We start from the raw sequence: 24,153 nt of genomic DNA, 5'->3' as shown, positions 1-24,153 counted from the left end.
CGTCCGATTTTCGGTTGTGAGGGAGAGGCGGCAAACGCCACACTCATCGCACAACACAACCGGAGACGACCATGGATTTCACAACACTTCACCATCAATCCACCCCGCTATTACTGGCCAATGTCTGGGATGCCGCCAGCGCGCGGGCGGCACAGCAAGCGGGATATCAGGCGCTTGGCACCTCCAGCGCGGCGATTGCTGCAATGCTTGGCTACGACGACGGCGAACAGATGACCTTTGCCGAACTGCTGTTCGTGGTTAAGCGCATTCGCGCCGTTTGCCCTTTACCGCTGAGCGTTGATATGGAAGCGGGATACGGTGAAACGGCGCAGCAGATTACCGCGAACCTTCAGCAACTGGCGCAGCTTGGCGTCGTCGGTGTCAATCTGGAAGACAGCCGCGTGGTGAAAGGGGAAAGGCAATTGCAGGATGCCCGGCTATTTGCCGAACGGCTGAGGGATATCCGCGCAAATGTTCCCGAGGCGTTGTTTCTGAATATCCGCACCGATACGTTCTTACTGAAGGTGGAAAACGCACTGGCGGAAACGCTGTTCCGCGGGCAGTTATACGCAGAACAGGGGGCGAATGGTCTGTTTGTGCCCTGCGTGGTGAATAGCGCGGATATTGCCGCCATCGTCCGGCAAATTCCGTTACCGCTCAATGTCATGTGTATGCCGGAACTTGCGGCGTTTGCAGATCTGGCGCAACTGGGTGTGCGGCGCATTTCGATGGGCAACTTTGTCCATGCTGCGTTACAAACCCGGTTAAACGATTTACTGTTGGCGGTGCAGACACAACAATCCTTTGGAGGTGTTTTCCGTGCTGAACGTGACTGACAATGCCCAGTGCGACATCTGGTATCAGGCGCTGCTCGATCGTGATTCCGGCTACACCGGCCTGTTTTATGTCGGCGTGAAAACCACGGGCGTGTTTTGTATTTCTGTCTGCCGGGCACGCAAACCGAAACGGGAAAATGTGGAGTTTTACCGCGATTTCAAATCGGCGCTGGACGCCGGTTTTCGCCCCTGTAAAGTCTGCCGCCCCACGGAAAATGCCTGTTCCGCTCCCGATTTTATCGAACAGGCGGTCTCACTGGTTCGCGGCAACCTGAAAACGCGCATCAGCGACACGCAACTGCGTGAGCGCACCATCAGCCCGGAACGCGTGCGGCGCTGGTTTTTACAGCATCACGGCATCACCTTTCAGGCATTCCAGCGCATGCTGCGGGTGAATGTGGCGTTGCAGGAGTTAAAAGGCGGGCGCAGCGCCACCGATGTCGCGTTTGACAGCGGTTATGAGTCATTAAGCGGCTTTGGCTATACCTGTAAAAAACTCACCGGCGCCGCGCCGAGCGCCGGGCAGCAGGTGATCATGATCCACCGTTTCACCACGCCGATAGGCCCGATGTTTGTCTGCGCTACCGGGCGCGGCGTCTGCCTGCTGGAGTTTGTCGATCGGCGCATGCTGGAGACTGAATTCAGCGACTTACAGCGTTTGCTGAAGGCGCGGATTATGACCGGAGAAAATGCGCACACGCGGCAGGCGGAAAAAGAGATTAGCGAATACTTTGCCGGGCAGCGTCGGCAGTTTTCGCTGGCGCTGGATCTGCCAGGCAGTGATTTTCAGCAGCGCGTCTGGCAAGGTTTGCAGGCCGTACCGTATGGCGAGACCACGCATTATCAGGCGCTGGCGGAACAGATCGATAAACCGGGCGCGGTGCGTGCCGTCGCGGCGGCCAATGGCGCGAACCGGGTGGCGATCGTGATCCCTTGTCACCGGATCATCGGTAAAGACGGTTCAATGACGGGCTACGGCGGCGGCATTGCGCGTAAAGCGTGGCTGATCGCTCATGAGAAGTCGTCGCAGGGATATAAGGAAGTCACTCGTGCATTTCAGCCATGAGATAGTTTTTGGTAACGCCAGGCTTGCAGCGAGGGGTTGTGTCCCCGCTCGAAATCGGCGAGCCAAAGCACAGATGACAAGGTCTGGACGCCAGGGAAGGCGGCCAGAGGCGAAACGAGCCACGACGGCGAGTCGAGCCGACCGCAGGCAGATGTGCGGGAGGTGAGCGCAGTGCGCAGCACCGATTTCCCGCGGGGCCGCGGGGATTGAGAAGGGGGGCGCGGCAGCCTCCCTTCTCCCGTTCACGTGCCACGGCGCTTATGTGTCCGCCAAACGTCTGGTGAACGGAACCCTTCAACATACGCCACCCCGGTAGTTTTGCCGGATGGCGGCTACGCCTTATACTGGCCTATAAAACTTTGCTCCACGTGGGCCAGATCAGTGCCACACCTTTAATCGAGATCTTCGCCGTTGCTGGCGATCACTTTTTTATACCACCAGAACGATTTTTTCCGGCTGCGCGCCAGCGTGCCGTTGCCTGTATCGTCACGATCGACATAGACAAAACCGTAGCGCTTGCTCATCTCGCCGGTGGAAGCCGCCACCAGATCGATACAACCCCAGGTGGTGTAACCGATAACCGGAATGCCGTCTTCAATAGCGTCGCCCATTGCGCGGATATGCTCGCGCAGATAGCTGATGCGGTAATCGTCGGCGATTTCGCCGTCGGCATTAAACTCATCTTTCGCGCCGAGGCCGTTTTCCACCAGGAACAGCGGTTTTTGATAACGGTCGTACATCATGTTCATGGTGATGCGCAGACCCAGCGGATCGATACCCCAACCCCATTCGCTCACTTCAATATGCGGGTTACGCAGGGATTTCACGATATTGGCGGCGCTGGTGTTGTTGGCATTCATATCCGCCGAGGCGCAGCGTGAGGCGTAGTAGCTGAAGGAGACGAAATCGACGGTATTCTTCAGAATTTCGTCATCGCCCGCTTCTTTGACAATGCTGACGCCTTTTTCGCGGAACACACGCGCAGAGTAGGCCGGGTAGCTGCCGCGCGCCTGTACATCAATAAAGAACAGGTTTTCGCGATCTTTTTCCAGCGCGGTCCACACATCGGCCGGTTTACAGGAGTAAGGGTAGAAATTACCGCCCGCCAGCATGCAGCCCACCTGGTTTTGTGGGTTCACTTCATGAGCGATTTTGGTCGCCAGCGCGCTGGCAATCAGCTCATGATGCGCGGCCTGATACTTCACCTGATCCTGATTTTCACCCTCTTCGAACACCAGGCCCGCGCCGGAGAATGGGCTGTGCAGCATAATGTTGATCTCGTTGAAGGTCAGCCAGTATTTCACCAGCCCGTCGAACGCCTCAAAACAGGTGCGCGCGTAGCGAGCGAAAAACTCCACCATTTTACGGTTGCGCCAGGAGCCATACTCAATCACCAGATGCATCGGTACATCAAAGTGGCAAAGCGTCACCAGCGGCTCGATATTGTACTTTTTGCACTCTTCAAACACCGCGCGATAGAAGGCGATGCCTTCCGGGTTGGGCGTCAGTTCATCCCCTTTCGGGTATAAACGGCTCCACGCGATAGAGGTGCGGAATACCGTAAAGCCCATCTCTGCCATCAGCGCGATATCTTCTTTATAACGATGGTAAAAATCGATCGCCTGGTGGCTCGGGTAATACTCATCGTCACGCAACTGAAAGCGCTTTTCCTGGCCCAGTTTCACTGGCAGGCGGTTGACGCCGTGCGGGATCATATCGACGGTGGTCAGCCCCTTACCGCCCTCCAGATAACCCCCTTCCGACTGGTTGGCGGCAAGTGCGCCGCCCCATAAAAATCCTTGCGGAAATACTGACATGCGTAACCTCTTTTTTGTTAATCAGGCGCGTGCTTCTTCAACATTGACTGGCTGTGCTGCCTGCGGTTTGCTCGCGGTTTCCACCGGAATATCTTCAAAACCCAACAGTAAGGTCAGCACGAACGACAGCACCACGGCCAGCGCCATCACCCCAAACACCCAGACGATGGACATTGGATTGGCCGGGTCGAAGAACTGCACACTGGTAAATAAGCCCGGCGCGGCCATCGAGTGGCTGGCCAGCCCGGCAATACCGGCAACCGCGCCGCAGATAAAGCCGCTAATCAGGCTGGCGATCAACGGACGTTTCAGGCGAACGGCGACACCATAGAGCGCCGGTTCGGAAATCCCCGCCAGAATGGCGGAAGCCGCTGCCGCCATTGCAGTCTGGCGCAGTTCCGGGTTTTTCGTTTTCCACGCCACAGCGAGCGAAGAGCCGCCAAGCGACAGGTTCGCGCCAATTTCAGACGGCATGACCATGCCCTCTTTGCCGGTTTCGGCAATGGTCTGAATGATGGTCGGCGTAAAGACGCGGTGCATCCCGGTCATCACCAGCAGCGGCCACAGCGCGCCCATGATGGCGACGGAGAGCCAGCCGAGGTAACCGTGAATGGTGTATACCAGCGCGGAGATAGCACTACCGATCCAGATGCCCAGTGGGCCAATCAGCACAATCGCCAGCGGCGCGGCAATCAGCACAATCAGCATCGGTTTCAGGAAGTTTTTCGTTACCGCCGGGGTGATGCGATCGACCCAGCGCTCGATATACGACAGGCACCAGGTCATCACCAGCGCCGGAATCACCGTGTAGGTGTATTTCACCGCCGTCACCGGCACCAGCGCGAACTCAACGTGCTCGCCCTGTGCGGCTTTCGCCATCAGTTCAATAAAACTCGGATGCACCAGCACGCCCGCAATGGCAATCGCCAGCGACATATTGGTTTTGAATTTCACCGCCGCAGAGGCCGCAACCATCAGCGGCAGGAAGAAGAAAGCGCCATCGCCGATCACCGTCAAAATGGTCAACGTGGAGGAGCCTTTCGGCAGCGCGCCGGTCATCTCCAGCACCATGGCCAGCAGTTTCACCATCGAGCCGCCGATGATCGCCGGAATAAGCGGCGACATAGTACCGATCAGCGCATCGAGAATGCCCGCGCCAATGCGCTTCAGCGTCAGTTTTTGCGTGGAGGGTTCTTCCGCTGGCTGCATGTCTTGCGGCAGCAGGCTGACCACTTCGCGGAAGGCCTGGGAGACAGTATTGCCGATAATCACCTGGCACTGTTTGTCGTTACGCACCACGCCCATCACGCCGCTGATGTTTTTCAGCGTCGGGCTGTCCACGCGCGTCTCATCTTTCACCACAAAGCGCAGGCGCGTCATGCAGTGCGTGACGGCCGCGATATTTTCCGCGCCGCCCAGCGCATCGACCACCGAGTGGGCCAGCGCCGCATAATTCTTTGCCATGGAGGTATTATCCTGTTTTATCAATAAGGTACTGGCTCACAGTCGCGTTTGGCGGCTGTGAAACATGAAATAGGTAACCGGTTCCACAAAATCATGAAGAGTTTATTTGTGGTTAACAAGGCCTAAAAAGCGTCAATTTTTGAAATCGTGATAACGATCACTTATAAGATTGCGGGGTGTGAAATCGTTGTGCGGCGTAAAGAGTTCCATTAAACGCAACGCCTGAAGTACACTTCGGCTCATAACATTTTCAGGGGGAAAAGATGGCGACAATGCTGGAGGTGGCGAAGCGGGCAGGCGTGTCGAAAGCGACCGTTTCGCGTGTCCTGACGGGCAAAGGATATGTCAGCGAAGAGACGAAAGACCGCGTGTTTCAGGCCATTGCCGAGAGCGGCTATCGCCCGAATTTACTGGCCCGTAGCCTGGCGAGCAGTAAAACTCAGACGCTGGGACTGGTGGTTACTAACACCCTCTACCACGGCGTCTATTTTAGCGAATTGCTGTTCCACGCCGCCCGAATGACCGAAGATAAAGGCCGCCAGTTACTGCTGGCCGACGGAAAACACAGCGCGGAAGAAGAGCGTCAGGCGATTCAATATCTGCTCGATTTACGCTGTGATGCGATCATTATTTATCCGCGTTTTTTAAGCGTCGATGAAATGGATAAAATTATCGACAGTCATTCGCAGCCAATAATGGTGCTTAACCGCCGTTTACGTAAAAACAGCAGCCACTGTGTTTATTCCGATCAAAAAGCCTCAAGTTTTAGCGCGGTGTCGCAATTAATTTCGCATGGTCATCGTGATATTGCATTTATTACCGGTTCGCTCGATTCTCCTACCGGTATTGAACGTTTATCCGGTTATAAAGATGCGCTTGCACAGCAGGGCATTGCGCTGCGTAATGAATTGATTGTTGAAGGGAAATGGACGCCAGCTAGTGGCGCGCAGGGCGTACAGACACTCTTATCGCGAAACGTTGAATTTAGCGCGCTGGTGGCCAGTAATGACGACATGGCGATTGGCGCAATTAAACAGTTACACGACAGCAAAATAACGGTGCCACAGCAGGTCTCGGTGATTGGCTTCGATGATATTGCGATGGCGCCATTTACCGTTCCGGCGCTTTCCAGCGTGAAAATACCGGTCACCGAAATGATCAAAGAGACGATTAACCGCTTAATCTTTATGCTTGATGGCGGCGACTTTACTTATCAGCAAACCTTTCCCGGCGAATTAATGTTACGTGACTCACTGATTTCCGGCCCGCACGCCTGACCTCGACATCTGTCATCGACAGAAGTGTCGATGACAGCCATTCTTACCGAATGCTTCCTTAAATTTCCTTAAATAACAGTAAATTAAAAACTGGCACGTTTTATGAATATTCCGGCGGGATAAAGCACATTGCCGGAGAAGATAATGAACCGATTTATCATGGCGGACGCTGCAAAATGCATTGGCTGCCGCACCTGCGAGGTCGCCTGCGTGGTGTCTCATCAGGAAAACCAGGACTGCGCGGCGCTCACCCCTGAGAGCTTTTTACCGCGTATCCATGTCGTCAAAGGCGTGAACGTCTCGACAGCGACACTCTGTCGTCAGTGCGAAGACGCGCCGTGCGCCAACGTCTGCCCGAACGGTGCCATCAGCCGTGACGAAGGGTTTGTGCATGTGATGCAGGAACGCTGTATTGGCTGCAAAACCTGCGTCGTGGCCTGCCCGTACGGCGCGATGGAAGTGGTTGTGCGTCCGGTTATTCGCCATAGCGGCGCTGGGCTGAATGTTCGCGCCGAAAAAGCCGAAGCCAACAAATGCGATTTGTGCCACCACAGCGAAAGCGGTCCCGCCTGTATGCAGGCGTGTCCGACGAAAGCGCTGGTCTGTGTCGATCGTAATTTACTGGAACAGATGAGCGCGGAGAAACGTCGTCGCGCCGCGCTGGACAGCGCTGTTTCTCTGGTGTTCTAAACCCTCTGACTTTCACTTTTAACAGGTCTGTTACTGATGAAAAAAATCACAAGTGTATGCCCATACTGCGGCGCGGGCTGCAAACTGAAACTGGTTGTCGACGACGGAAAAATCATCCGCGCAGAAGCGGCCAATGGCCACACCAACCAGAATGAACTCTGCCTGAAAGGCTACTACGGCTGGGATTTCCTTAACGACACCAAACTGCTGACGCCGCGTCTTACTCAGCCGATGATCCGTTATGAAAAAGGCGGCAAATTGACCCCCGTCAGTTGGGATGAAGCGATCCGTTATACCGCGAAGCGCCTCAGTGAAATCAAAGCCAAATATGGCCCGCGCGCCATTATGACCACCGGTTCATCACGCGGTACGGGCAATGAAACCAACTATGTGATGCAGAAATTCGCCCGTGGCGTGATCAACACCAATAACGTCGACTGTTGCGCCCGCGTTTGCCACGGCCCGTCGGTGGCCGGTTTGCAGGAAACGCTTGGCAACGGTGCGATGAGTAACTCTATCGGCGATATCGAAAACTCCAGTTGTCTGCTGGTATTTGGCTATAACTGCGCCGATTCGCACCCGATCGTCGCGCGCCGGGTGATCAAAGCCAAACAGAAAGGGGCCAAAATTATTGTTTGCGATCCGCGCCGCATTGAGACCGCGCGTATCGCCGATCAGCATCTGCAACTCAAAAATGGCTGCAATATGGCGCTGGTCAACGCTTTCGGCTACGTGCTGCTGGAAGAAGAGTTGTACGACAAAGATTATGTCGCCAGCTTTACGACCGGGCTGGATGTCTATCGTGAAACGGTCAAAGACTATGCGCCGGAAGCGGTGGAGCATCTGACCGGCGTACCGGCGAAACAGGTTCGCCAGGCGATGCGCACTTACGCAGCAGCGCCGTCCGCCACCATTATGTGGGGCATGGGCGTGACGCAGTTCGGCCAGGCGGTGGATGTGGTGAAAGGGCTCTCCAGCCTGGCGCTGCTGACCGGGAATCTTGGGCGTGAAAATGTCGGCGTCGGCCCGGTGCGCGGCCAGAACAACGTGCAGGGCGCGTGCGATATGGGCGTGATCCCCAACCAGTTCCCTGGCTATCAGGATGTGGTGAACCCGGAGGTGCGGGCCAAATTTGCCAAAGCCTGGGGTATCGATCCGGCCGTGATGGATGACAAAGTCGGCGTCCGCATTACCGAAGTGCCGCATCTGGCGCTGGAAGGCAAGGTGAAAGCCTATTACATCATGGGCGAAGATCCGTTGCAGACCGAAGCGGATCTGGGGCTGGTGCGTAAAGGTTTTGAAGCACTCGATTTTGTGGTGGTGCAGGATATCTTTATGACCAAAACCGCCGAACAAGCCGATGTGCTGCTGCCCGCCACTTCCTGGGGCGAGCACGGCGGCGTCTTTACCTGCGCCGATCGCGGCTTCCAGCGTTTCGAAAAAGCCATTGAACCGAAGTACAACGTCAAACGTGACTGGGAGATCATCAGCCTGATCGCCACCGAGATGGGCTACCCGATGCACTATGACAACAACCAGCAGATCTGGGATGAACTGCGCGAGTTATGCCCGCTGTTCTACGGCGTCACCTACGAGAAAATGGGCGACATGGGACACGTTCAGTGGCCGTGTCCGACCCTCGATCATCCGGGTACGCCGTACCTGTATCAGAACAACAAGTTCGATACTCCGGACGGCAAAGGCCATCTTTTTGCCGCGCCGTGGCGCGCGCCGGCAGAGCGCCCGGATGCTGAATTCCCGCTGGTGCTCTGTACCGTGCGTGAAGTGGGTCACTACTCTTGCCGTTCGATGACCGGCAACTGTGCCGCGTTGCAAACCCTTGCCGACGAACCGGGCTTTGTGCAGATCAACCCGGCCGACGCCGAAGCGCTGGGCGTGAAAGACAGGCAACTGGTGTGGGTGGAATCACGCCGTGGCAAAGTGATCACCCGCGCGGATGTCAACGAACGCATCAACAACGGCAGCGTTTATATGACGTATCAGTGGTGGATTGGCGCCTGTAACGAACTAACGCAGGATAATCTGGATCCGATTTCCAAAACGCCGGAAACCAAATACTGCGCCGTTCGGGTGAGTGCGATCAACGATCAGCGCTGGGCCGAGGAGTACACTCAGAGCTCTTATCAACAGATGAAGAATCGCTTGCTTAACGCGGCGATGCAATGATGCGATGACAACCAGCAACGGTGTTTGCTTACGCGTATACGGTAAAGTTCAGGGGGTGGGTTTTCGCCCCTTTGTCTGGCAACTGGCGCAGCAGCACCGTTGCAAAGGTGATGTCTGTAATGATGCACAGGGTGTCGAAGTTCGCCTGCTCGGCGATGCCGGTGATTTCGTCATCCTGTTGCAGCAACATTGCCCGCCGCTGGCGCGCATCGATCGCGTCGTCAGCGCCCCGTTCCACTGGCCATCGCCACCACAAGATTTCACCATCCGCCAGAGCGCGGGTGGTGCCATGAATACGCAAATTGTTCCCGATGCGGCGACGTGTCCCGCCTGCCTGGCGGAGATGAACGATCCCCGCGAGCGCCGCTACCGTTACCCGTTTATCAACTGCACCCATTGCGGGCCGCGCTTTACCATTATCAACGCCATGCCTTATGACCGGCCTTATACGGTGATGGCGGCGTTCCCGCTCTGTGCGGACTGCGAAGCGGAGTATCGCAGTCCCTTCGATCGCCGTTTCCACGCTCAGCCTGTCGCCTGCCCACAGTGCGGCCCGCAGCTTGAGTGGCGCAGCGATGTCTGGCAAACCACCGGCGAAGCGGCATTGCAGGCCGCGATTTCATTGCTGAAAAGCGGTGGCGTGGTGGCTGTCAAAGGTGTGGGCGGTTTTCACCTCGCCTGCGATGCCCATAACCAGGCGGCGGTGCAGCATCTGCGCGCCTGTAAACATCGCCCGGCAAAACCGCTGGCGGTGATGCTGCCGGATGCGGCTGGGTTACCCGCCGATGCACAGCGTTTACTCGCCACGCCAGCCGCGCCGATTGTGCTGGTGGCGAAATCCACCGTTGATGGTTTATGCGATGCCGTGGCGCCGGGCCTGGATGAAGTGGGCGTTATGCTGCCGTCCAATCCGTTGCAGCATCTGCTGGCGCAGGGTTTGCAGCGTCCGCTGGTGATGACTTCCGGCAACCTCAGCGGCAAACCGCCCGCCCTCACGAATGAACAGGCGCTGGTTGATCTGGCGGGAATTGCCGGTGGGTTTTTACTGCACAATCGCGACATTGTGCAGCGCATGGATGACTCCGTGTTGCGGGCAAACGGCGAGATGCTGCGCCGTTCGCGCGGCTACGTGCCGGATGCGCTGAGCCTGCCGGAAGGGTTCAACGCCATACCGCCGCTGCTGTGCCTTGGCGCGGATATGAAAAACACCTTTTGTCTGCTGCGCGGTGAAGCCGCAGTGCCGGGTCAGCACTTTGGCGATCTCAGCGATGAAGGTGTGGAAACGCAGTGGCGCAACGCGCTGCGCCTGATGCAGACGATTTACGACTTCACTCCGCAGCAACTGGTCATCGATGCGCATCCCGCTTATCGCACCAGCCAGTGGGCGCATTGCAGCGGATTGCCACTGCAAACGGTGCTGCATCACCATGCGCATGCCGCAGCGTGTCTCGGCGAACATGGCTGGCCGCTTGATGGCGGCGATGTGATTGCGCTGACGCTGGACGGTATTGGCATGGGGGAGGGCGGCGCGCTGTGGGGCGGCGAATGTTTGCGCGTCAATTATCGCGAATGCGAGCGCCTTGGCGGCTTACCGGCGGTGGCTTTACCGGGCGGCGATCTGGCCGCGCGGCAGCCGTGGCGCAACCTGCTGGCGCAGATGCTGGCGTTTGTACCTGAGTGGCAACATTACCCGGAAACCGCTGTGCTCCGACAGCAAAACTGGCCGCTGCTGGCGCGCGCCATTGAGCGCGGCATCAACGCGCCGCTGGCCTCTTCTTGCGGACGTTTATTTGATGCGGTGGCCTGCGCGCTGGGCTGCGCGCCGCTGCACCTGAGTTATGAAGGCGAAGCCGCCTGTCGGCTTGAAGCGCTGGCGGCGTCCGTCTCTGCGGTTGAGCATCCCGTCACGCTGCCGCTATGCGGAAATCAGTTTGATCTTGCCACCTTCTGGCGGCAGTGGCTGGGCTGGCAGGCATCACCCGCGCAGCGTGCGTGGGCGTTTCACGACGCGCTGGCGGAGGGGCTGGCAAGCCTTGCCCGCGAACAGGCAGAGCGACGCGGTATTCAGACGCTGGCATTCAGCGGCGGCGTACTGCATAACCGCCTGCTGAAGGCGCGCCTGCAAGCCTGGCTTGCTGATTTCACCTTGCTCTTCCCGCACCAGCTCCCGGCCGGAGATGGCGGAATTGCCTTCGGCCAGGGGCTGGTTGCCGCTGCGCGGACTATAGCGCCAGCGCTTTAAGCAGCGCGAAAGCCTCTTTCATGCGCTCTTCGCTGACCACAAAGGCGCGCAGTTTCTCATCAGCATCAAGCCCTTTCGCCACCATGCCCTGGGGGTGAGTCGTAATCTGCCAGTTCAGGTCGCGGCGGGCGGTTTCTCCGGCCAGGTGCAACGGCATCAGTGGCGTTTTTACCTTCACCAGCATGGCAGGCAGCGCCAGTTGCGCGCTGTTGCCGAGCAGGTTTTTCGCCAGCGTAATGGCGCTGAGCTGGGCGGGTTGCAGGAAAGGCAGCACCCTGCCGTTGATCTCGGCGCAGTCGCCAAGCGCATAGATCTGCGGGTTGCTGGTTTGCAGCGCCGCATTAACCACGATGCCTCGGCGGGTTTCCACCCCGGCGGCTTGTGCCAGCGACACTTCCGGCGACAGGCCTGTGGCGGCAATCACCACGTCGGCTTCTACGCAGCGTTCGTCCTCAAGCTGTGCGCAAATGCCATTTGCGCTTGCCGTCAGTTGTTGCAAACGGGAGGAGAGCAGCAGGCGCACGCCCAGCGACGTCAGGCTATGTTGCAGACGGCTGCTGACTTCTGGCGGCATCAGCGAAGGCAGAATACTGGCGGCGTTATCCAGCAGGGTGACGGTTTTCCCGGTGCGGCGAAAATCCATTGCCAGCTCGCAGCCAATCAACCCGGCACCGACAATCAGCACGCTGGCGGCATCGCGCAGCCTGTTTTCGCAGGCGCGATACTCTTGCAGGCTGTTGAGCGTCAGCATGTGCTCGCGCCCCGGCAGCGGCGGAACGAAGGCTTTTGCCCCCGTCGCCAGCACCAGTTTGTCGTACTGCCACTGTTTATCGACGCTTTTCACCACCTGCGCCTCAGCATCAATGGCGGTGATGATCGTGTGCGGGAACAGCCGCAGGTTAAACTGCTCGGCAAATTCTCCCGCCGGTTGGCGCAGCAAATCATCGGCACTTTGCGCTTCGCTGATGACATGGCTGAGATCCGGTTTGTTGTACTCATCGATGCTGTCGGCGGCAATTAACGTCAGCGGTACGGCGCTGTCGAGTTTACGGATGTTTTTCACCAGCGACCGGGCGGCGAAGCCCGATCCGATAATCACAATACCTGCGCTCATTTTGCCTCCGTTGCCAGTTCGTCAAATACCTCTTTGCCTAAGGAACATTCCGGGCAGAGGAAATTATCCGGAACCTCGCTCCACGGCGTACCTGGCGCAACATCCTGCATTGGCTCGCCTTTTGCTGGATCGTAGATCCACTGGCAGACGCTGCACTGCATGCGCGGGCCGAGTTCCGCAGCGGCGGCTGCGGCACAGGCGCAGGCTTCCTGAGCCGTTGTGGAGGCCGGTTTTACCGCTTCCGGCAAAGGAGAGAGCGCCCACTGGCGGGCGATATCGCGCCCGTGCTGGCGGCATACTTCCAGCGCGTCGATGTCCGGTCGCCATTTGGCTTTCAGGCTGACGGACATTTCAAACCCGGCATCCTGTAAGCGGGTGGAGAGACGATCTACCGCGCCGCCGCTCCAGCCATGGGAGCCAAAGGCGCTGGCGCGTTTGTTGCGAAAACGCAGGCCGGTGATCTCTTCGACCAGCCCGGCGATTTTCGGCATCATCACGTTATTCATGGTCGAGGTGCCAACCAGCACGCCTTTCGAGCGGAACACATTGGTCAAAATATCGTTTTTATCGCTGCGGGCGACATTAAAGATTTTCACCGCCACGCGCGGGTCAACTTCGTTAATGCCCTGTGCAATGGCGTCGGCCATCATGCGGGTGTTGTTGGACATGGTGTCGTAGAAAAGGGTGATGCGATCTTCCTGATAATCGGCCGCCCATTTCAGGTACAGCTCGACAATTTGCGTCGGGTTATCGCGCCATACCACGCCGTGCGAGGTGGCAATCATATCTACCGGCAGATTAAAGCCGAGGATTTCGGTGATTTTCGGCGTCACCAGGCGGCTGAACGGCGTCAGGATATTTGCGTAGTAGCGCTGGCACTGTTCGAACAGTTCCGCCTGATCCACTTCATCATTAAACAGGCGTTCGTCGCAGTAGTGCTGGCCGAAAGCGTCATTGCTGAACAGTACGGCGTCGCCGGTCATGTAGGTCATCATGCTGTCCGGCCAGTGCAGCATTGGGGTTTCAACGAAGATCAACTGTTTGCCGTTGCCGATGTCCAGCGTGTCGCCGGTTTTCACGACGTTAAAGTTCCACTCCGGGTGATGGTGATGGCCGGTGATCGAGTCGATCGCATTCGCCGTGCAGTAGATCGGCGTATGCGGGATGTGCGACATCAGCTCGGTCAGCGCACCGGCGTGATCTTCTTCGGCGTGGTTAATCACAATGTAGTCGATGCGTTGCAGATCGATCTCCGCGCTCAGGTTCTGCACAAACTCGCGGCTGAATTTGTGATCGACGGTATCGATCAGCACGTTTTTGCCTTCGCGGATCAAATAGCTGTTGTAGCTGCTGCCTTTCAGCGTTTTGTATTCAGTACCGTGAAAATCGCGCACTTCCCAGTCACGTTGCCCAACCCAATGAATGTTGTTTTTTACATGAATAGCCATATCAAATGTCCTGTACTTTTTCAGTTCGATGTATGGCTAATATCAAAGGCCGTGCCAACTTTTTATTTTATTGATTTTTAATATTTTTATTGTTTTTAATGAGAAAATAGATGTCATTATGACTATGATATTTACAGTCAATATGACACTATGCGTTGTCAAAAAGACAGTGAGGTAAGCATGAGTTTTTCGCTGAATGTGCTGGCGGGAATCGCCATTGAATTGCAGAGCGGTATCGGCCATGCGGATCGCTTCCAGCGGCTGATTGCCACGCTGCGCCAGGTGCTGGCCTGCGATGCCTCTGCGCTACTGCGTTATGAAGCACGGCAATTTATTCCGCTGGCTATCGACGGGCTGGCGCAGGACGTACTCGGCAGGCGTTTTACGCTGGAGGGGCACCCACGGCTGGAGGCGATTGCCCGCGCGGGGGATGTGGTGCGTTTTCCGGCCGACAGCGGTTTGCCCGATCCTTATGACGGGCTGATCCCCGGCCAGGAGAGCCTGAAAGTGCATGCCTGCGTCGGGCTGCCGCTGTTTGCCGGGCAGAACCTGATTGGCGCGCTGACGCTGGATGGTATGTCACCGGATCAGTTCGACAGCTTTAGCGACGAAGAGCTGCGGCTGATTGCGGCGCTGGCGGCAGGGGCGTTGAACAATGCGCTGCTGATTGAGCAACTGGAGAGCCAGAATATGCTGCCCGGCGCACCCGCCGCGTTTGAGCCGGTGGCGCGCAGCGAAATGATCGGCTTATCGCCGGGCATGGTGGCGTTGAAAAAAGAGATCGATATTGTTGCCGCGTCCGATCTTAACGTGCTGATCAGCGGCGAAACCGGCACCGGGAAAGAGCTGGTGGCTAAGGCGATTCATGAAGGTTCCGCGCGGGCAGCCAGCCCGCTGGTTTACCTCAACTGCGCGGCGTTGCCGGAAAGCGTGGCCGAGAGTGAACTGTTCGGCCACGTGAAAGGCGCCTTTACCGGGGCCATCAGCAATCGCAGCGGCAAGTTTGAGATGGCGGATAACGGCACGCTGTTTCTTGATGAGATCGGTGAATTGTCCCTCTCATTGCAGGCCAAGCTGCTGCGGGTATTGCAGTATGGCGATCTGCAACGTGTCGGCGACGATCGCAGCTTGCGCGTGGATGTGCGCGTGCTGGCGGCGACCAACCGCGATCTGCGTGAAGAGGTGCTGGCCGGGCGTTTTCGCGCCGATCTCTATCATCGACTCAGCGTGTTCCCGTTATCGGTGCCGCCGCTGCGTGAACGGGGCGACGATGTGGTGCTGCTGGCGGGTTACTTCTGCGAACAGTGCCGTTTGCGTCTGGGGCTTGGCAGAGTGGCGCTCAGCCCCGGCGCGCGTGCGCATTTACTCAGCTACGGCTGGCCGGGCAATGTGCGCGAGCTGGAACATGCCATTCACCGTGCGGTGATTCTGGCGCGCGGGACGCGCAACAGCGATGATGTGGTGCTGGAGGCGCGACATTTTGCCCTCAGCGATGAACAGACGCCGGTGGTACACACCGCGCCTGTGTTATTGGCAGGGCAGAATCTGCGCGATGCCACGGAGGATTTCCAGCGGGCGATGATTGCCCGGACGCTGGAAGAGCGCGGCGGGAACTGGGCGGCCTGCGCCCGGGCGCTGGAACTGGACGTCGCCAACCTGCACCGGCTGGCGAAACGTCTGGGGCTGAAGCGTTAAAGAATGCCTGCCTGATAAAAATCCTGCAGGTTGATGGCGCCCACCAGAATTCCCGCGTCATCCACCACCGGGGCGGCGGCGATTTTACGCTGCATCAGGCGCTCTTTGGCATCCACCGCGCGGCTGTTGGCGTCTAAGGTGATGCCGCCGCGCGTCATCGCTTCGCTGACGGCGGTGGTTAATGCGCCGCCTGCCACCAGCCAGCGGCGCAGATCGCCGTCGGTAAAGACGCCTTTAACCTGACGTTGCGCATCGCAAACGGCCACCAGACCTAAACCGGTGCGGCTTAGCTCCAGCATCGCCTCCATCACGCTGGTCGTCAGTTGTACCTGCGGGATCTGCTCCTCTTTGCGCATCAGATGATGCACTTTATTCAGCAGCCGCGCACCAAGCGCGCCTGCCGGATGGGAGCGGGCAAAATCCTCTTCGTCAAAGCCGCGCGCCTGCATCACCGACATCGCCAGCGCATCGCCCATCATCAGCGTTGTGACGGTACTGGAGGTCGGTGCCAGATGCATCGGGCAGGCTTCACGCTCAACGGAGATATCCAGCACTGCGTCGGCGGCCAGCGCCAGCGGCGAGCGCGGTTTGCCGGTCATCGCCAGCAGGGCGACGGATTTCTCCGCCAGCCGCGGCAGGATCAGATCCAACTCTTTTGCCGAACCGGAGTAGGAGATAAACAGCATCACGTCGCGGCTTTCAATCATGCCCAGATCGCCGTGCAGCGCTTCCGCCGGATGCACGAAAAAGGCTGGAGTGCCGGTGCTGGCAAAGGTGGCGGCGATTTTTTTGCCGATATGCCCCGATTTGCCGATGCCGGAAACAATCACTTTACCTTCGCACTTCAGCACCGTTTCGGCGGCGCGGACGAAAGCCTCGCCGAGCCTGTCCGGCAGACGGCTGGCTTCCTGAAGTTCCAGTAACAGGGTCTGACGCCCGGCATTAATTAACGACTCACTCATGATCTTCTCCGGCAATGATCACCTCGACGCCTTTGGCTTCCAGCGCGGCGCGAACGTCCGCCGGGATCCCGGCGTCGGTGATCAGTTTATTGACGCTTTCCAGACTACACACCACGTTCGGGCTTTTGCGGCCAAACTTGGATGAGTCGGCCATCAGAATCACTTCCCGCGCGGCGTTGCACATCGCTTTGCTGACGGTGAACACCTCGTTGAACGTGGTGACGCCTGCGTTCAGATCGATACCGTCCGTGCCCATAAACAGCTTGTCGAAGCTGAAATGGTCAAAGGCGTTTTCCGCCAGTTGGCCGTGAAACGAGGCGGATTTTTTGCGGAAGGTACCGCCGGGCATCAGGATGGTCTGCTCGTTATCCAGTTCCGATAACGCATTGACGATGTGCAGGCTGTTGGTCATCACCGTGATGTTATTGAAGTGGCTGAGCAGCGGCACCATCTGCAATACGGTGCTGCCCGCGTCGAGGATGATCGAGTCGCCGTCATGAATATAGGTGACGGCTTTTTCGGCTATCAGCCCCTTTTGTACGGTGTTGATCAGCGTTTTGTGATCGATAGGGGGATCGGCTTCGTCTTTATTTAGCACCACGCCGCCATAGGTGCGGATCACCGCGCCGGAATGCTCCAGCGCGACCAAATCCTTACGTATGGTCGTCCCTGTGGTGTCGAAGTATGCTGCCAGCTCTTCAAGAGAACACTTTCCCTGCTTTTGCAGATGCTCAAGAATAGCCGCCTGACGCTGACGTGGTTTCATTGGCGCTGATATCCTGCGTTACGTTGCGAAATGATAATTTCGCAAGCTAATAGCGTTCACAACGAAATTATCAATGTTTCATTTTAAGCGCTAATGATAGAGCATTCTGACAGGCGGGATCATGGGGAAAGATCACATCAGGCTCTAATTCCTCTCTTTTCACACCGATTAAATGGTCGATTTTTGCCGGACGGGCGAAAACCGTAATGCCGCGCATTAACAGGGTATCGCAAACACAGTCCTGTTTATCAAACGCGACGGCGAGAACGACGCGGGGTTTAAAGCGCCCGCCGGAGCGGCCAACGCCGACGCGCCCGCGCTGGCATAGTGCGTCGAACGCCCGGTTGAACTGGCGGATTTGCCAGCCGCCAAGCGCCAACTGGCTGAGCCAGGCGATAGCGGCGACGGTGATCAGGGCTGAAACCATCCTATTCTCCTTTGTTGCTGCTCCAGGTCAGTGTGATTGCCGGATGGCGGCTAACGCCTTATCCGGCCTACGGTATTCCGTCCTCAGGCAATGAACGCCACCGGATGGCGGCTAACGCCTTATCCGGCCTGCGGTATTCCGTCCTCAGACAGTATGCGTAGGCCTGATAAGCGAAGCGCCATCAGGCAATAGATGGCGCATGCACTATCAGAACATCACCTGGCCGCCGGTCACATTAATCGACTGCCCGGTGCAATAAGACGCTTTCGGGCTGGCGTAAAACATCAACACATTCAACACGTCCTGGTAATCGCAGCCGCGTTTCAGCGGCACTTTGTCGATGTAGTACTGCTCGACCTCGCCAGCCGCAATGCCCAGTTTGCTGGCGTATTGCGGGATAAGCGACTGGAACATCGGTGATTTCAACAGGTTGCCCAGCATCAGCGAATGCACCGTAATGCCATATTCCGCCAGATCCAGCGCCAGCGACTGGGTTAAGCCGACGCCGCCGAATTTTGCCGCGCTGTAGCCGGAATTATGTTTGCTGCCCACTTTGCCGGACTTTGAGTTGATCTGGATAATGCGCCCCTGAATACCGTCGCGAATCATCAATTTGGCGAACTCGCGCGCGCAGAGGAAATAGCCGACCAGGTTGACCTGTAGCGAGCGGTCAAAATCCCCCAGCGCAAAATCGCTGATGAACGCAGCCTTGGCGATGCCGGCGCTGTAGACCAGCAGATCCGCTCGGCCAAAAATTTCGTCCACGCCGCGCGCCAGCGCCAGCACGCTATGCTCGCTGGTGGCGTCCGCGCCAAAGCCATAGGCCATCCCTTCGCCAAACTCGCTGTTGATCTCCTGGGCGACATTCGCCGCTTTATCACTCTGAATATCCACTACCGCCACGCGGTATCCTTCTGCGGCAAGCCCACGGCACAGGAACGCCCCAAGGGTTTGTCCTCCGCCAATGACTACGGCAACCTGTTTCATACTCTTCTCCTTACGACTTAAGCGACAAATTTCAAAATGCAGCCGGGGGCGATAGTGTCCGGCACCGGGCCTGCGACATGTACCGTTCCGGGGTATTCCGCCTGCGTTTGCCCATCAAAACGCAGGGTGATATGGCCCAGCTCGCGCAAATTCTGTTCGGCGACATCGCCAACGGCGGTGACCGGATAATGTTGCTCGCCAAGCTCGAATTGCGCGCCGGGTAACAGTGCGCCGCTCAGCGCACCGTGGTTATGGATAAAACAGAACTCGGCGACATCGGCGGGCGCGCCTTCCCTGAAGGTAATCAGCATGTTGTCGCTGAGCGCATCCACTGCGCTGTCACCAATGCGGGTAATGGTGGTTTGATAAATAACGCTCATGTCACCTCCTTACTGATAAATGAAACCGGAAACAAACCAGGCAATCAGCACCGTTGGCGCGCCGGTCAAAAAGCGGCTGACCAGCACCGAGGGCACACCGACGCGAACCGTGTCCTGGCGGGCTTCCGCCAGCGACAAACCGACCGGGATAAAGTCGCAGGCCGCCTGCGCGTTAATGGCAAACAGCGCGGGCAGGGCGAGATGCGGTGGAATATTCCCCTGACCAATTTGTACGCCGATCAGCACGCCAATCACCTGCGCGATTACGGCGCCAGGGCCGAGAAACGGTGACAGCAGCGGGAAAGAGCAGATCAGCGCCAGCGTCACCAGACCCAGCGGATGGCTGGCCAGCGGCGCCAGACCGTGGGCGATTCCGTCGCCGAGGCCGGAGGCGATAATGATGCCGATTAACGCCGAGACGAAGGCCATAAACGGCAGGATGGTTTTCAGCACCGTATCGATGGTGTCGCGCCCGGCCTGGAACAGCACCGCCACAGCCGAGCCCATGCCCATCCCGACTTTTGCCAGCAGCCCGTCGCTCTGCTCGGTGATTTTTTTGCTGCTGTCGTAATCCCGCCGGGCGGCCGGTTTGGCCGTGGCCGCTTCGCCCTGCAGATGAATGTTTTCCTCTTTCACGCCAGAGACATAGATATCTTCAAGGATGTATTGCGCCAGCGGCCCGGATTTCCCCGTTGCGTGGATGTTCACCGTCGGGATGCGCCGTTTCGGGTAGATGCCGCAGCGCAGCGTGCCGCCGCAGTCAATCACCGCTACGCCGATCTCCGTTTCCGGCGGTTCGCCCTCTTTAAAACCGTCCACTGCCTGCCAGCCGGTAAGTTGCGCCAGCTTGTCAACGATGGCCGGACGCGTTCCGGCGGTGATATAGACGATTTTCTTCTCAACGCTGGCGTCGATTTCCAGCGGGCCGCCCCAGCCGCCAGCGCCTTTTTCAATCACAATGCGGGTCATGATGCTGCTCCGGCGAGTTGGACATCCTGTTCAAGTTGAATACCCATTTTCTTCTCGAAAATGGCCGTTGTGAGATCGGTAATCCAGCCACGGAAGAAGTTGGTGACCAGGCCAACCAGCAGATAGCTCACTGCCAGCGGGCCTAACGGTAAACCGAGCGTGGTCAGGCCGTTGGCGATGCCGAGATAGACAAACAGCTCGCCGGGGTTAATGTGCGGAAACAGGCCGTTCATTGAGTGGCAACTGTAAGACGCCGCAGCGTAATAACTGGGTTTGTAGCGCTCCGGCATAAAGCGCCCGAGGCTTAATGTCATCGGGTTGCAGAAGACAAAAGTGCCGACGCACGGCAGCAGCAGGTAACGGGTCAGCGGATTGCCCGCGCAGCGCTGCGCGAGCTTTTCAATTCGCTGCTGACCAATAAAGTTAATCAGCGCATTCATGATCACCAGCAGGCTTATCAGCAGCGGCAGAATACCGGTCACCATGCCGGTAAAAACTTCTCCGCCTTTCTGAAACAGCCCGATGAACCATTCGGCACCATGCGTGATGGTTTCCATTGTTCTCTCCTGTAGGGTTGTCGTTTTGTTGTTTAACTGTGCGCTATCATAATCATGATGAAAGGTTGAAATGTGTTATTTAGATCTCGTTATGAAAGAAAAAATGATCATTGTGAAAGATTATGCGAAGAGCGCCGCTTTTAAATGAACGCGCAATGAGAAGAGAAAAAGTGGGGTGCGATCGTGCGCGCAGGCTTGATGTCGCTTCCTTGTCGGTAGCCAGATGCTTTACCATACTTGCTCCTGGCTGAATTCGTTTAAAATGGACGTCCCATGTTGAAGCGTTATTACGCAGCGTTGCTGCCTGCGTTTGTTGTGCTCTGTGCCTGTAGCAGTAAACCCCAGCTTGCCGAAACCCCTCAAACCGTATCACCTAAGCCTTCCGGCGGTTTTCTGCTGGAGCCGCAGCATTCGGTAGTGATGACCGGCGGCGACTTCGCCAATAATCCGGCCGCTGAACAGTTCATCGATATGATGGTGAGCAAACACGGTTTTGACCGCCAGCAACTGCACGAAATTCTGTCGCAGGCGAAACGTCTGGACTACGTGCTGCGCCTGATGGATAAACAGGCGCCGATATACACCGGGCCGACGGGGCCGAATGGCGCCTGGCTGCGCTATCGCAAACAGTTCATTACCCCGGATAACGTGCAAAACGGCGTGGCGTTCTGGAACCAGTATGAAGATGCGCTCAACCGCGCGTGGATGGTCTATGGCGTACCGCCGGAAATCATCGTCGGTATTATTGGCGTGGAAACGCGCTGGGGCCGTGTGATGGGCAAAACCCGTATTCTGGATGGCCTGGCGACGCTGGCCTTTGCTTATCCGCGCCGCGCGCAATACTTTGCCAGCGAACTGGAAACCTTCCTGCTGATGGCGCGCGATGAGAGCGATGATCCGCTCGATCTGAAAGGCTCTTTCGCCGGTGCGATGGGCTACGGCCAGTTTATGCCTTCCTCCTATAAAGAGTTTGCCGTTGATTTCAATGGTGATGGTCACATCAACCTGTGGGATCCGGTCGATGCCATCGGCAGCGTGGCGAACTACTTCAAACAGCACGGCTGGGTGAAAGGCGATCTGGTGGCCGTTCCGGCCAACGGCCAGGCGCCGGGGCTGGAGAATGGCTTTAAAACCAACTACAGCGTCGGACAACTGGCAGCGGCAGGTTTAACACCGCAGCAGCCGCTGGGCGATCATCAACAGGCCAGCCTGCTGCGCCTGGATATTGGTACTGGTTATGAATACTGGTACGGGTTGCCGAACTTCTACACCATCACCCGCTATAACCACAGCACCCACTACGCGATGGCGGTCTGGCAGCTCGGCCAGGCTGTATCGTTAGCGCGCGTGCGCTGATCCTTTCCCCTCCTGCGGGCTGTCTCTTATGCACAAATCCCTGATGTGGTCGTCGGGGATTTTTTTGAACCTGACACGGGCAACGCCGGACATCCGCAAAAGAATTATCTGATTTAAAATTTTTATCCTCCCCATATTTGCGAGCGCTATCACGTTAATTAGCGTGAAAAGTGTGATCTGCGCTGGAAATATCTCCTGGATTTCCCTTCTTGTCTTATTCTCTGTCCGGAAGGCAGGACACGATTTAGTATTGTCGTTATTTCAATGCCCTTTTATATTTATCATCACGGATTGCAAGTGGAGCTTATCTGTCCAGAGCTTCTTAATTATTTTTAATCTGCGTAAGGGTAAATAATGCAAATGATTACCTCGCGACAAAACAGATTATTGAAATTCCTTCTTCCACGAAGGGAATTTATTACCTTGTTAAAAATCGCTGAATACTTAAATGTTTCGGAAAAAACCATTCAACGCGATTTACGAATACTGGAGCCGTGGCTAGCAGAGTGGAGTATTGGCATAAATAAACGTGCCGGTGCCGGGGTCATGTTAAGCGCAGATAATATAACGGACCTGTTGCATCTCGAGCAGTTGCTTAGTGTGGAAGGTGACGATACCGATGGCATGATGAACAATTCCCGGCGAGTGAAAATAGCCTCACAATTATTAAGCGAAACGCCACATGAAACCTCCATCAGCAAATTGTCGGAACGTTATTTTATCAGCAATGCTTCAATCGTTAACGATCTGAAAGTGATTGAATCCTGGATTACTCCGCTGGGATTGACGTTGATTCGTAGCCAGAGCGGAACGCATATCGAAGGCAGCGAAAGTAGTGTGCGTCAGGCAATGGCATCGCTGATTAATGGCATCATTAACCATAACGAACCGGGCAGCGTGATCTATTCCCGCCTCGACCCGGGAAGTTATAACGCGCTGGTCAATTATTTTGGCGAAGAAGACGTTTTATTCGTTCAGTCATTATTACAGGAGATGGAAAACGATCTCTGCTGGTCGCTGGGCGAGCCGTATTACGTCAATATTTTTACTCATATCCTGATCATGATGTACCGCATTACGCGCGGCAATGCGCTGCCGAAAAAGGACGATAACGCCAGCGTCTTCGATGAAAACATCTTTTCCGTTGCCAGCCGCATGATTCAGCGTATCGAAACACGCATTGCCCATCCGCTGCCGGAAGACGAAGTCTGGTTTATTTATCAATATATTATCTCTTCCGGCGTGGTCATCGAAGAGCATAACGACGTCAGCGTGATTGGCCATATGCACTCCAGCGATGAGGCCCGGCTGATTACCTGCCGGCTTATCGCAACCTTTGCCGATATGGTCGACAGCGATTTTAGCCAGGATATCGCGCTGTACGACGGACTGCTGATTCACATTAAACCATTGATTAACCGTCTCAATTATCAGATTTGCATTCGTAACCCGCTGCTGGACGATATCAAAGGCGAGTTACAGGACGTCTGGCGGCTGACCCAGTGTGCGGTGAACCGGGTGTTCAGCGGCTGGGGCGAGCAGGCGGTATCGGAAGATGAAGTCGGCTATTTAACCGTGCATTTCCAGGCGGCGATGGAGCGACAGATTGCCCGTAAGCGCGTACTGCTGGTCTGTTCGACGGGTGTCGGCACCTCGCATCTGCTGAAAAGCCGCATTCTGCGCGCCTTCCCGGACTGGACCATCGTTGGCGTGGTCTCTGCGGGGAGCTTGCCGTCGGTACTAACGGAAGATATTGAACTGGTTGTCTCGACGATCAATCTGCCGACCATTGCTCTGCCAGTGGTATACGTCACCGCTTTTTTTAATGACGCCGATATTAAGCGCGTGACGGAAACGGTTATTACGGAAAAATTGCATCGTGCGACGTCTCTGGTCGTCGAACATTAATATCT

21 protein-coding genes are annotated in these 24,153 nt (G+C 56.7%); 9 read left to right on the top strand and 12 right to left on the bottom strand.

All coding sequences use genetic code 11. From position 1 onward, the window contains the following. Nucleotides 1-71 precede the first annotated feature (71 nt). Together C0557_RS19770 and C0557_RS19765 are read left to right on the top strand one after the other, a co-directional pair. Nucleotides 72-836: an isocitrate lyase/phosphoenolpyruvate mutase family protein gene (locus C0557_RS19770; RefSeq protein ID WP_208660399.1), complete on the top strand. Its 765-nt coding sequence runs from the start codon at nt 72-74 to the stop codon at nt 834-836. After that, nucleotides 823-1,902, top strand: coding sequence for a bifunctional transcriptional activator/DNA repair enzyme AdaA (locus tag C0557_RS19765; RefSeq protein WP_208663052.1), 1,080 nt, complete (start codon nt 823-825; stop codon nt 1,900-1,902). Before C0557_RS19770 ends, C0557_RS19765 begins: the two co-directional genes overlap by 14 nt. Nucleotides 1,903-2,294: 392 nt before the next feature. Here the strand turns inward: C0557_RS19765 and C0557_RS19760 are convergent, their stop codons facing one another. Both C0557_RS19760 and ascF read right to left on the bottom strand, forming a co-directional pair. Next, the gene (locus C0557_RS19760; protein WP_208660397.1) at nt 2,295-3,719 is read right to left on the bottom strand and encodes a 6-phospho-beta-glucosidase; all 1,425 of its coding nucleotides are present in this window, start codon (nt 3,717-3,719) and stop codon (nt 2,295-2,297) included. Between the two features lie 21 nt (nt 3,720-3,740). Next, complete coding sequence (ascF, locus tag C0557_RS19755; protein ID WP_208660395.1) at nt 3,741-5,183, bottom strand: PTS cellobiose/arbutin/salicin transporter subunit IIBC; 1,443 nt, start codon at nt 5,181-5,183, stop codon at nt 3,741-3,743. Nucleotides 5,184-5,446: 263 nt separating this feature from the next. Here ascF and C0557_RS19750 point away from each other — a divergent pair, with 263 nt between their 5' ends. The 4 genes from C0557_RS19750 (at nt 5,447) to hypF (ending at nt 11,579) form a co-directional block, all read left to right on the top strand. After that, on the top strand, nt 5,447-6,460 hold the full coding sequence (locus tag C0557_RS19750) for a LacI family DNA-binding transcriptional regulator (RefSeq protein ID WP_064564174.1): 1,014 nt from the start codon (nt 5,447-5,449) through the stop codon (nt 6,458-6,460). A 144-nt stretch (nt 6,461-6,604) separates the two neighbouring features. Continuing rightward, complete coding sequence (gene hydN / locus C0557_RS19745) at nt 6,605-7,150, top strand: electron transport protein HydN (RefSeq protein WP_007370532.1); 546 nt, start codon at nt 6,605-6,607, stop codon at nt 7,148-7,150. Between the two features lie 36 nt (nt 7,151-7,186). Next, nucleotides 7,187-9,337 carry a formate dehydrogenase subunit alpha gene (gene fdhF / locus C0557_RS19740; RefSeq protein ID WP_208660393.1) on the top strand — a complete coding sequence of 717 codons (2,151 nt, stop codon included), beginning with the start codon at nt 7,187-7,189 and terminating at the stop codon, nt 9,335-9,337. 4 nt (nt 9,338-9,341) lie between these two features. After that, on the top strand, nt 9,342-11,579 hold the full coding sequence (hypF, locus tag C0557_RS19735; RefSeq protein ID WP_208660391.1) for a carbamoyltransferase HypF: 2,238 nt from the start codon (nt 9,342-9,344) through the stop codon (nt 11,577-11,579). Here hypF and norW read toward each other — a convergent pair. Beyond that, nucleotides 11,560-12,693, bottom strand: a complete 1,134-nt coding sequence (gene norW / locus C0557_RS19730; protein ID WP_208660389.1) for an NADH:flavorubredoxin reductase NorW — start codon at nt 12,691-12,693, stop codon at nt 11,560-11,562. The two genes, hypF and norW, sit on opposite strands and share 20 nt — an antisense overlap. Further along, complete coding sequence (gene norV, locus C0557_RS19725; RefSeq protein WP_208660386.1) at nt 12,690-14,141, bottom strand: anaerobic nitric oxide reductase flavorubredoxin; 1,452 nt, start codon at nt 14,139-14,141, stop codon at nt 12,690-12,692. The genes norW and norV overlap by 4 nt, the downstream gene beginning before the upstream one ends. Nucleotides 14,142-14,321: 180 nt before the next feature. On the opposite strand from norV, the gene norR reads away from it, so the two are divergent. Continuing rightward, nucleotides 14,322-15,836 carry a nitric oxide reductase transcriptional regulator NorR gene (gene norR / locus C0557_RS19720; protein WP_208660384.1) on the top strand — a complete coding sequence of 505 codons (1,515 nt, stop codon included), beginning with the start codon at nt 14,322-14,324 and terminating at the stop codon, nt 15,834-15,836. Here norR and gutQ read toward each other — a convergent pair. The 8 genes from gutQ to C0557_RS19680 form a co-directional block, all read right to left on the bottom strand. After that, nucleotides 15,833-16,798 carry an arabinose-5-phosphate isomerase GutQ gene (gutQ, locus tag C0557_RS19715; RefSeq protein ID WP_208660382.1) on the bottom strand — a complete coding sequence of 322 codons (966 nt, stop codon included), beginning with the start codon at nt 16,796-16,798 and terminating at the stop codon, nt 15,833-15,835. The genes norR and gutQ overlap by 4 nt on opposite strands. Further along, nucleotides 16,791-17,564 (bottom strand): DNA-binding transcriptional repressor, encoded by a 774-nt coding sequence (locus tag C0557_RS19710; protein ID WP_208660380.1) that lies wholly within the window; start codon nt 17,562-17,564, stop codon nt 16,791-16,793. The genes gutQ and C0557_RS19710 overlap by 8 nt, the downstream gene beginning before the upstream one ends. A gap of 70 nt (nt 17,565-17,634) precedes the next feature. Continuing rightward, nucleotides 17,635-17,991, bottom strand: coding sequence for a transcriptional regulator GutM (gutM, locus tag C0557_RS19705; RefSeq protein ID WP_208660378.1), 357 nt, complete (start codon nt 17,989-17,991; stop codon nt 17,635-17,637). 207 nt (nt 17,992-18,198) lie between these two features. After that, nucleotides 18,199-18,978 carry a sorbitol-6-phosphate dehydrogenase gene (srlD, locus tag C0557_RS19700; RefSeq protein WP_208660376.1) on the bottom strand — a complete coding sequence of 260 codons (780 nt, stop codon included), beginning with the start codon at nt 18,976-18,978 and terminating at the stop codon, nt 18,199-18,201. Nucleotides 18,979-18,995: 17 nt separating this feature from the next. Beyond that, entirely contained in the window at nt 18,996-19,358 is a 363-nt protein-coding gene (gene srlB / locus C0557_RS19695) for a PTS glucitol/sorbitol transporter subunit IIA (RefSeq protein ID WP_208660374.1), read from the bottom strand. A 9-nt stretch (nt 19,359-19,367) separates the two neighbouring features. After that, nucleotides 19,368-20,327, bottom strand: coding sequence for a PTS glucitol/sorbitol transporter subunit IIB (locus tag C0557_RS19690; protein ID WP_208660372.1), 960 nt, complete (start codon nt 20,325-20,327; stop codon nt 19,368-19,370). Next, complete coding sequence (locus C0557_RS19685; RefSeq protein WP_043952498.1) at nt 20,324-20,884, bottom strand: PTS glucitol/sorbitol transporter subunit IIC; 561 nt, start codon at nt 20,882-20,884, stop codon at nt 20,324-20,326. Before C0557_RS19685 ends, C0557_RS19690 begins: the two co-directional genes overlap by 4 nt. A 79-nt stretch (nt 20,885-20,963) precedes the next feature. Next, nucleotides 20,964-21,119 carry a hypothetical protein gene (locus tag C0557_RS19680; protein WP_208660370.1) on the bottom strand — a complete coding sequence of 52 codons (156 nt, stop codon included), beginning with the start codon at nt 21,117-21,119 and terminating at the stop codon, nt 20,964-20,966. Between the two features lie 38 nt (nt 21,120-21,157). Here C0557_RS19680 and mltB point away from each other — a divergent pair, with 38 nt between their 5' ends. Both mltB and C0557_RS19670 read left to right on the top strand, forming a co-directional pair. Continuing rightward, on the top strand, nt 21,158-22,240 hold the full coding sequence (gene mltB, locus C0557_RS19675) for a lytic murein transglycosylase B (protein ID WP_208660367.1): 1,083 nt from the start codon (nt 21,158-21,160) through the stop codon (nt 22,238-22,240). A 354-nt stretch (nt 22,241-22,594) separates the two neighbouring features. Next, a complete protein-coding gene (locus tag C0557_RS19670; protein WP_074773473.1) occupies nt 22,595-24,148 on the top strand; it encodes a transcription antiterminator in 1,554 nt (517 codons plus the stop codon). Nucleotides 24,149-24,153: the final 5 nt, after the last annotated feature.

The sequence above is a fragment of the Kosakonia sp. MUSA4 genome (assembly GCF_013085925.1).
GTDB lineage: Bacteria > Pseudomonadota > Gammaproteobacteria > Enterobacterales > Enterobacteriaceae > Kosakonia > Kosakonia sacchari_B.
The sequence above is the reverse complement of the archived record's forward strand: the minus strand, read 5'-3'. Positions and strand labels throughout refer to the sequence as shown.

What these genes read in the sequence shown, in the direction of transcription:
- C0557_RS19770 (WP_208660399.1), top strand. Translation starts at nt 72, where the DNA reads ATGGATTTCACAACACTTCACCATCAATCCACCCCGCTATTACTGGCC.
- C0557_RS19760 (WP_208660397.1), bottom strand. Translation starts at nt 3,719, where the DNA reads ATGTCAGTATTTCCGCAAGGATTTTTATGGGGCGGCGCACTTGCCGCC.
- ascF (WP_208660395.1), bottom strand. Translation starts at nt 5,183, where the DNA reads ATGGCAAAGAATTATGCGGCGCTGGCCCACTCGGTGGTCGATGCGCTG.
- C0557_RS19750 (WP_064564174.1), top strand. Translation starts at nt 5,447, where the DNA reads ATGGCGACAATGCTGGAGGTGGCGAAGCGGGCAGGCGTGTCGAAAGCG.
- hydN (WP_007370532.1), top strand. Translation starts at nt 6,605, where the DNA reads ATGAACCGATTTATCATGGCGGACGCTGCAAAATGCATTGGCTGCCGC.
- fdhF (WP_208660393.1), top strand. Translation starts at nt 7,187, where the DNA reads ATGAAAAAAATCACAAGTGTATGCCCATACTGCGGCGCGGGCTGCAAA.
- hypF (WP_208660391.1), top strand. Translation starts at nt 9,342, where the DNA reads ATGACAACCAGCAACGGTGTTTGCTTACGCGTATACGGTAAAGTTCAG.
- norW (WP_208660389.1), bottom strand. Translation starts at nt 12,693, where the DNA reads ATGAGCGCAGGTATTGTGATTATCGGATCGGGCTTCGCCGCCCGGTCG.
- norV (WP_208660386.1), bottom strand. Translation starts at nt 14,141, where the DNA reads ATGGCTATTCATGTAAAAAACAACATTCATTGGGTTGGGCAACGTGAC.
- norR (WP_208660384.1), top strand. Translation starts at nt 14,322, where the DNA reads ATGAGTTTTTCGCTGAATGTGCTGGCGGGAATCGCCATTGAATTGCAG.
- gutQ (WP_208660382.1), bottom strand. Translation starts at nt 16,798, where the DNA reads ATGAGTGAGTCGTTAATTAATGCCGGGCGTCAGACCCTGTTACTGGAA.
- C0557_RS19710 (WP_208660380.1), bottom strand. Translation starts at nt 17,564, where the DNA reads ATGAAACCACGTCAGCGTCAGGCGGCTATTCTTGAGCATCTGCAAAAG.
- gutM (WP_208660378.1), bottom strand. Translation starts at nt 17,991, where the DNA reads ATGGTTTCAGCCCTGATCACCGTCGCCGCTATCGCCTGGCTCAGCCAG.
- srlD (WP_208660376.1), bottom strand. Translation starts at nt 18,978, where the DNA reads ATGAAACAGGTTGCCGTAGTCATTGGCGGAGGACAAACCCTTGGGGCG.
- srlB (WP_208660374.1), bottom strand. Translation starts at nt 19,358, where the DNA reads ATGAGCGTTATTTATCAAACCACCATTACCCGCATTGGTGACAGCGCA.
- C0557_RS19690 (WP_208660372.1), bottom strand. Translation starts at nt 20,327, where the DNA reads ATGACCCGCATTGTGATTGAAAAAGGCGCTGGCGGCTGGGGCGGCCCG.
- C0557_RS19685 (WP_043952498.1), bottom strand. Translation starts at nt 20,884, where the DNA reads ATGGAAACCATCACGCATGGTGCCGAATGGTTCATCGGGCTGTTTCAG.
- C0557_RS19680 (WP_208660370.1), bottom strand. Translation starts at nt 21,119, where the DNA reads ATGGTAAAGCATCTGGCTACCGACAAGGAAGCGACATCAAGCCTGCGC.
- mltB (WP_208660367.1), top strand. Translation starts at nt 21,158, where the DNA reads ATGTTGAAGCGTTATTACGCAGCGTTGCTGCCTGCGTTTGTTGTGCTC.
- C0557_RS19670 (WP_074773473.1), top strand. Translation starts at nt 22,595, where the DNA reads ATGCAAATGATTACCTCGCGACAAAACAGATTATTGAAATTCCTTCTT.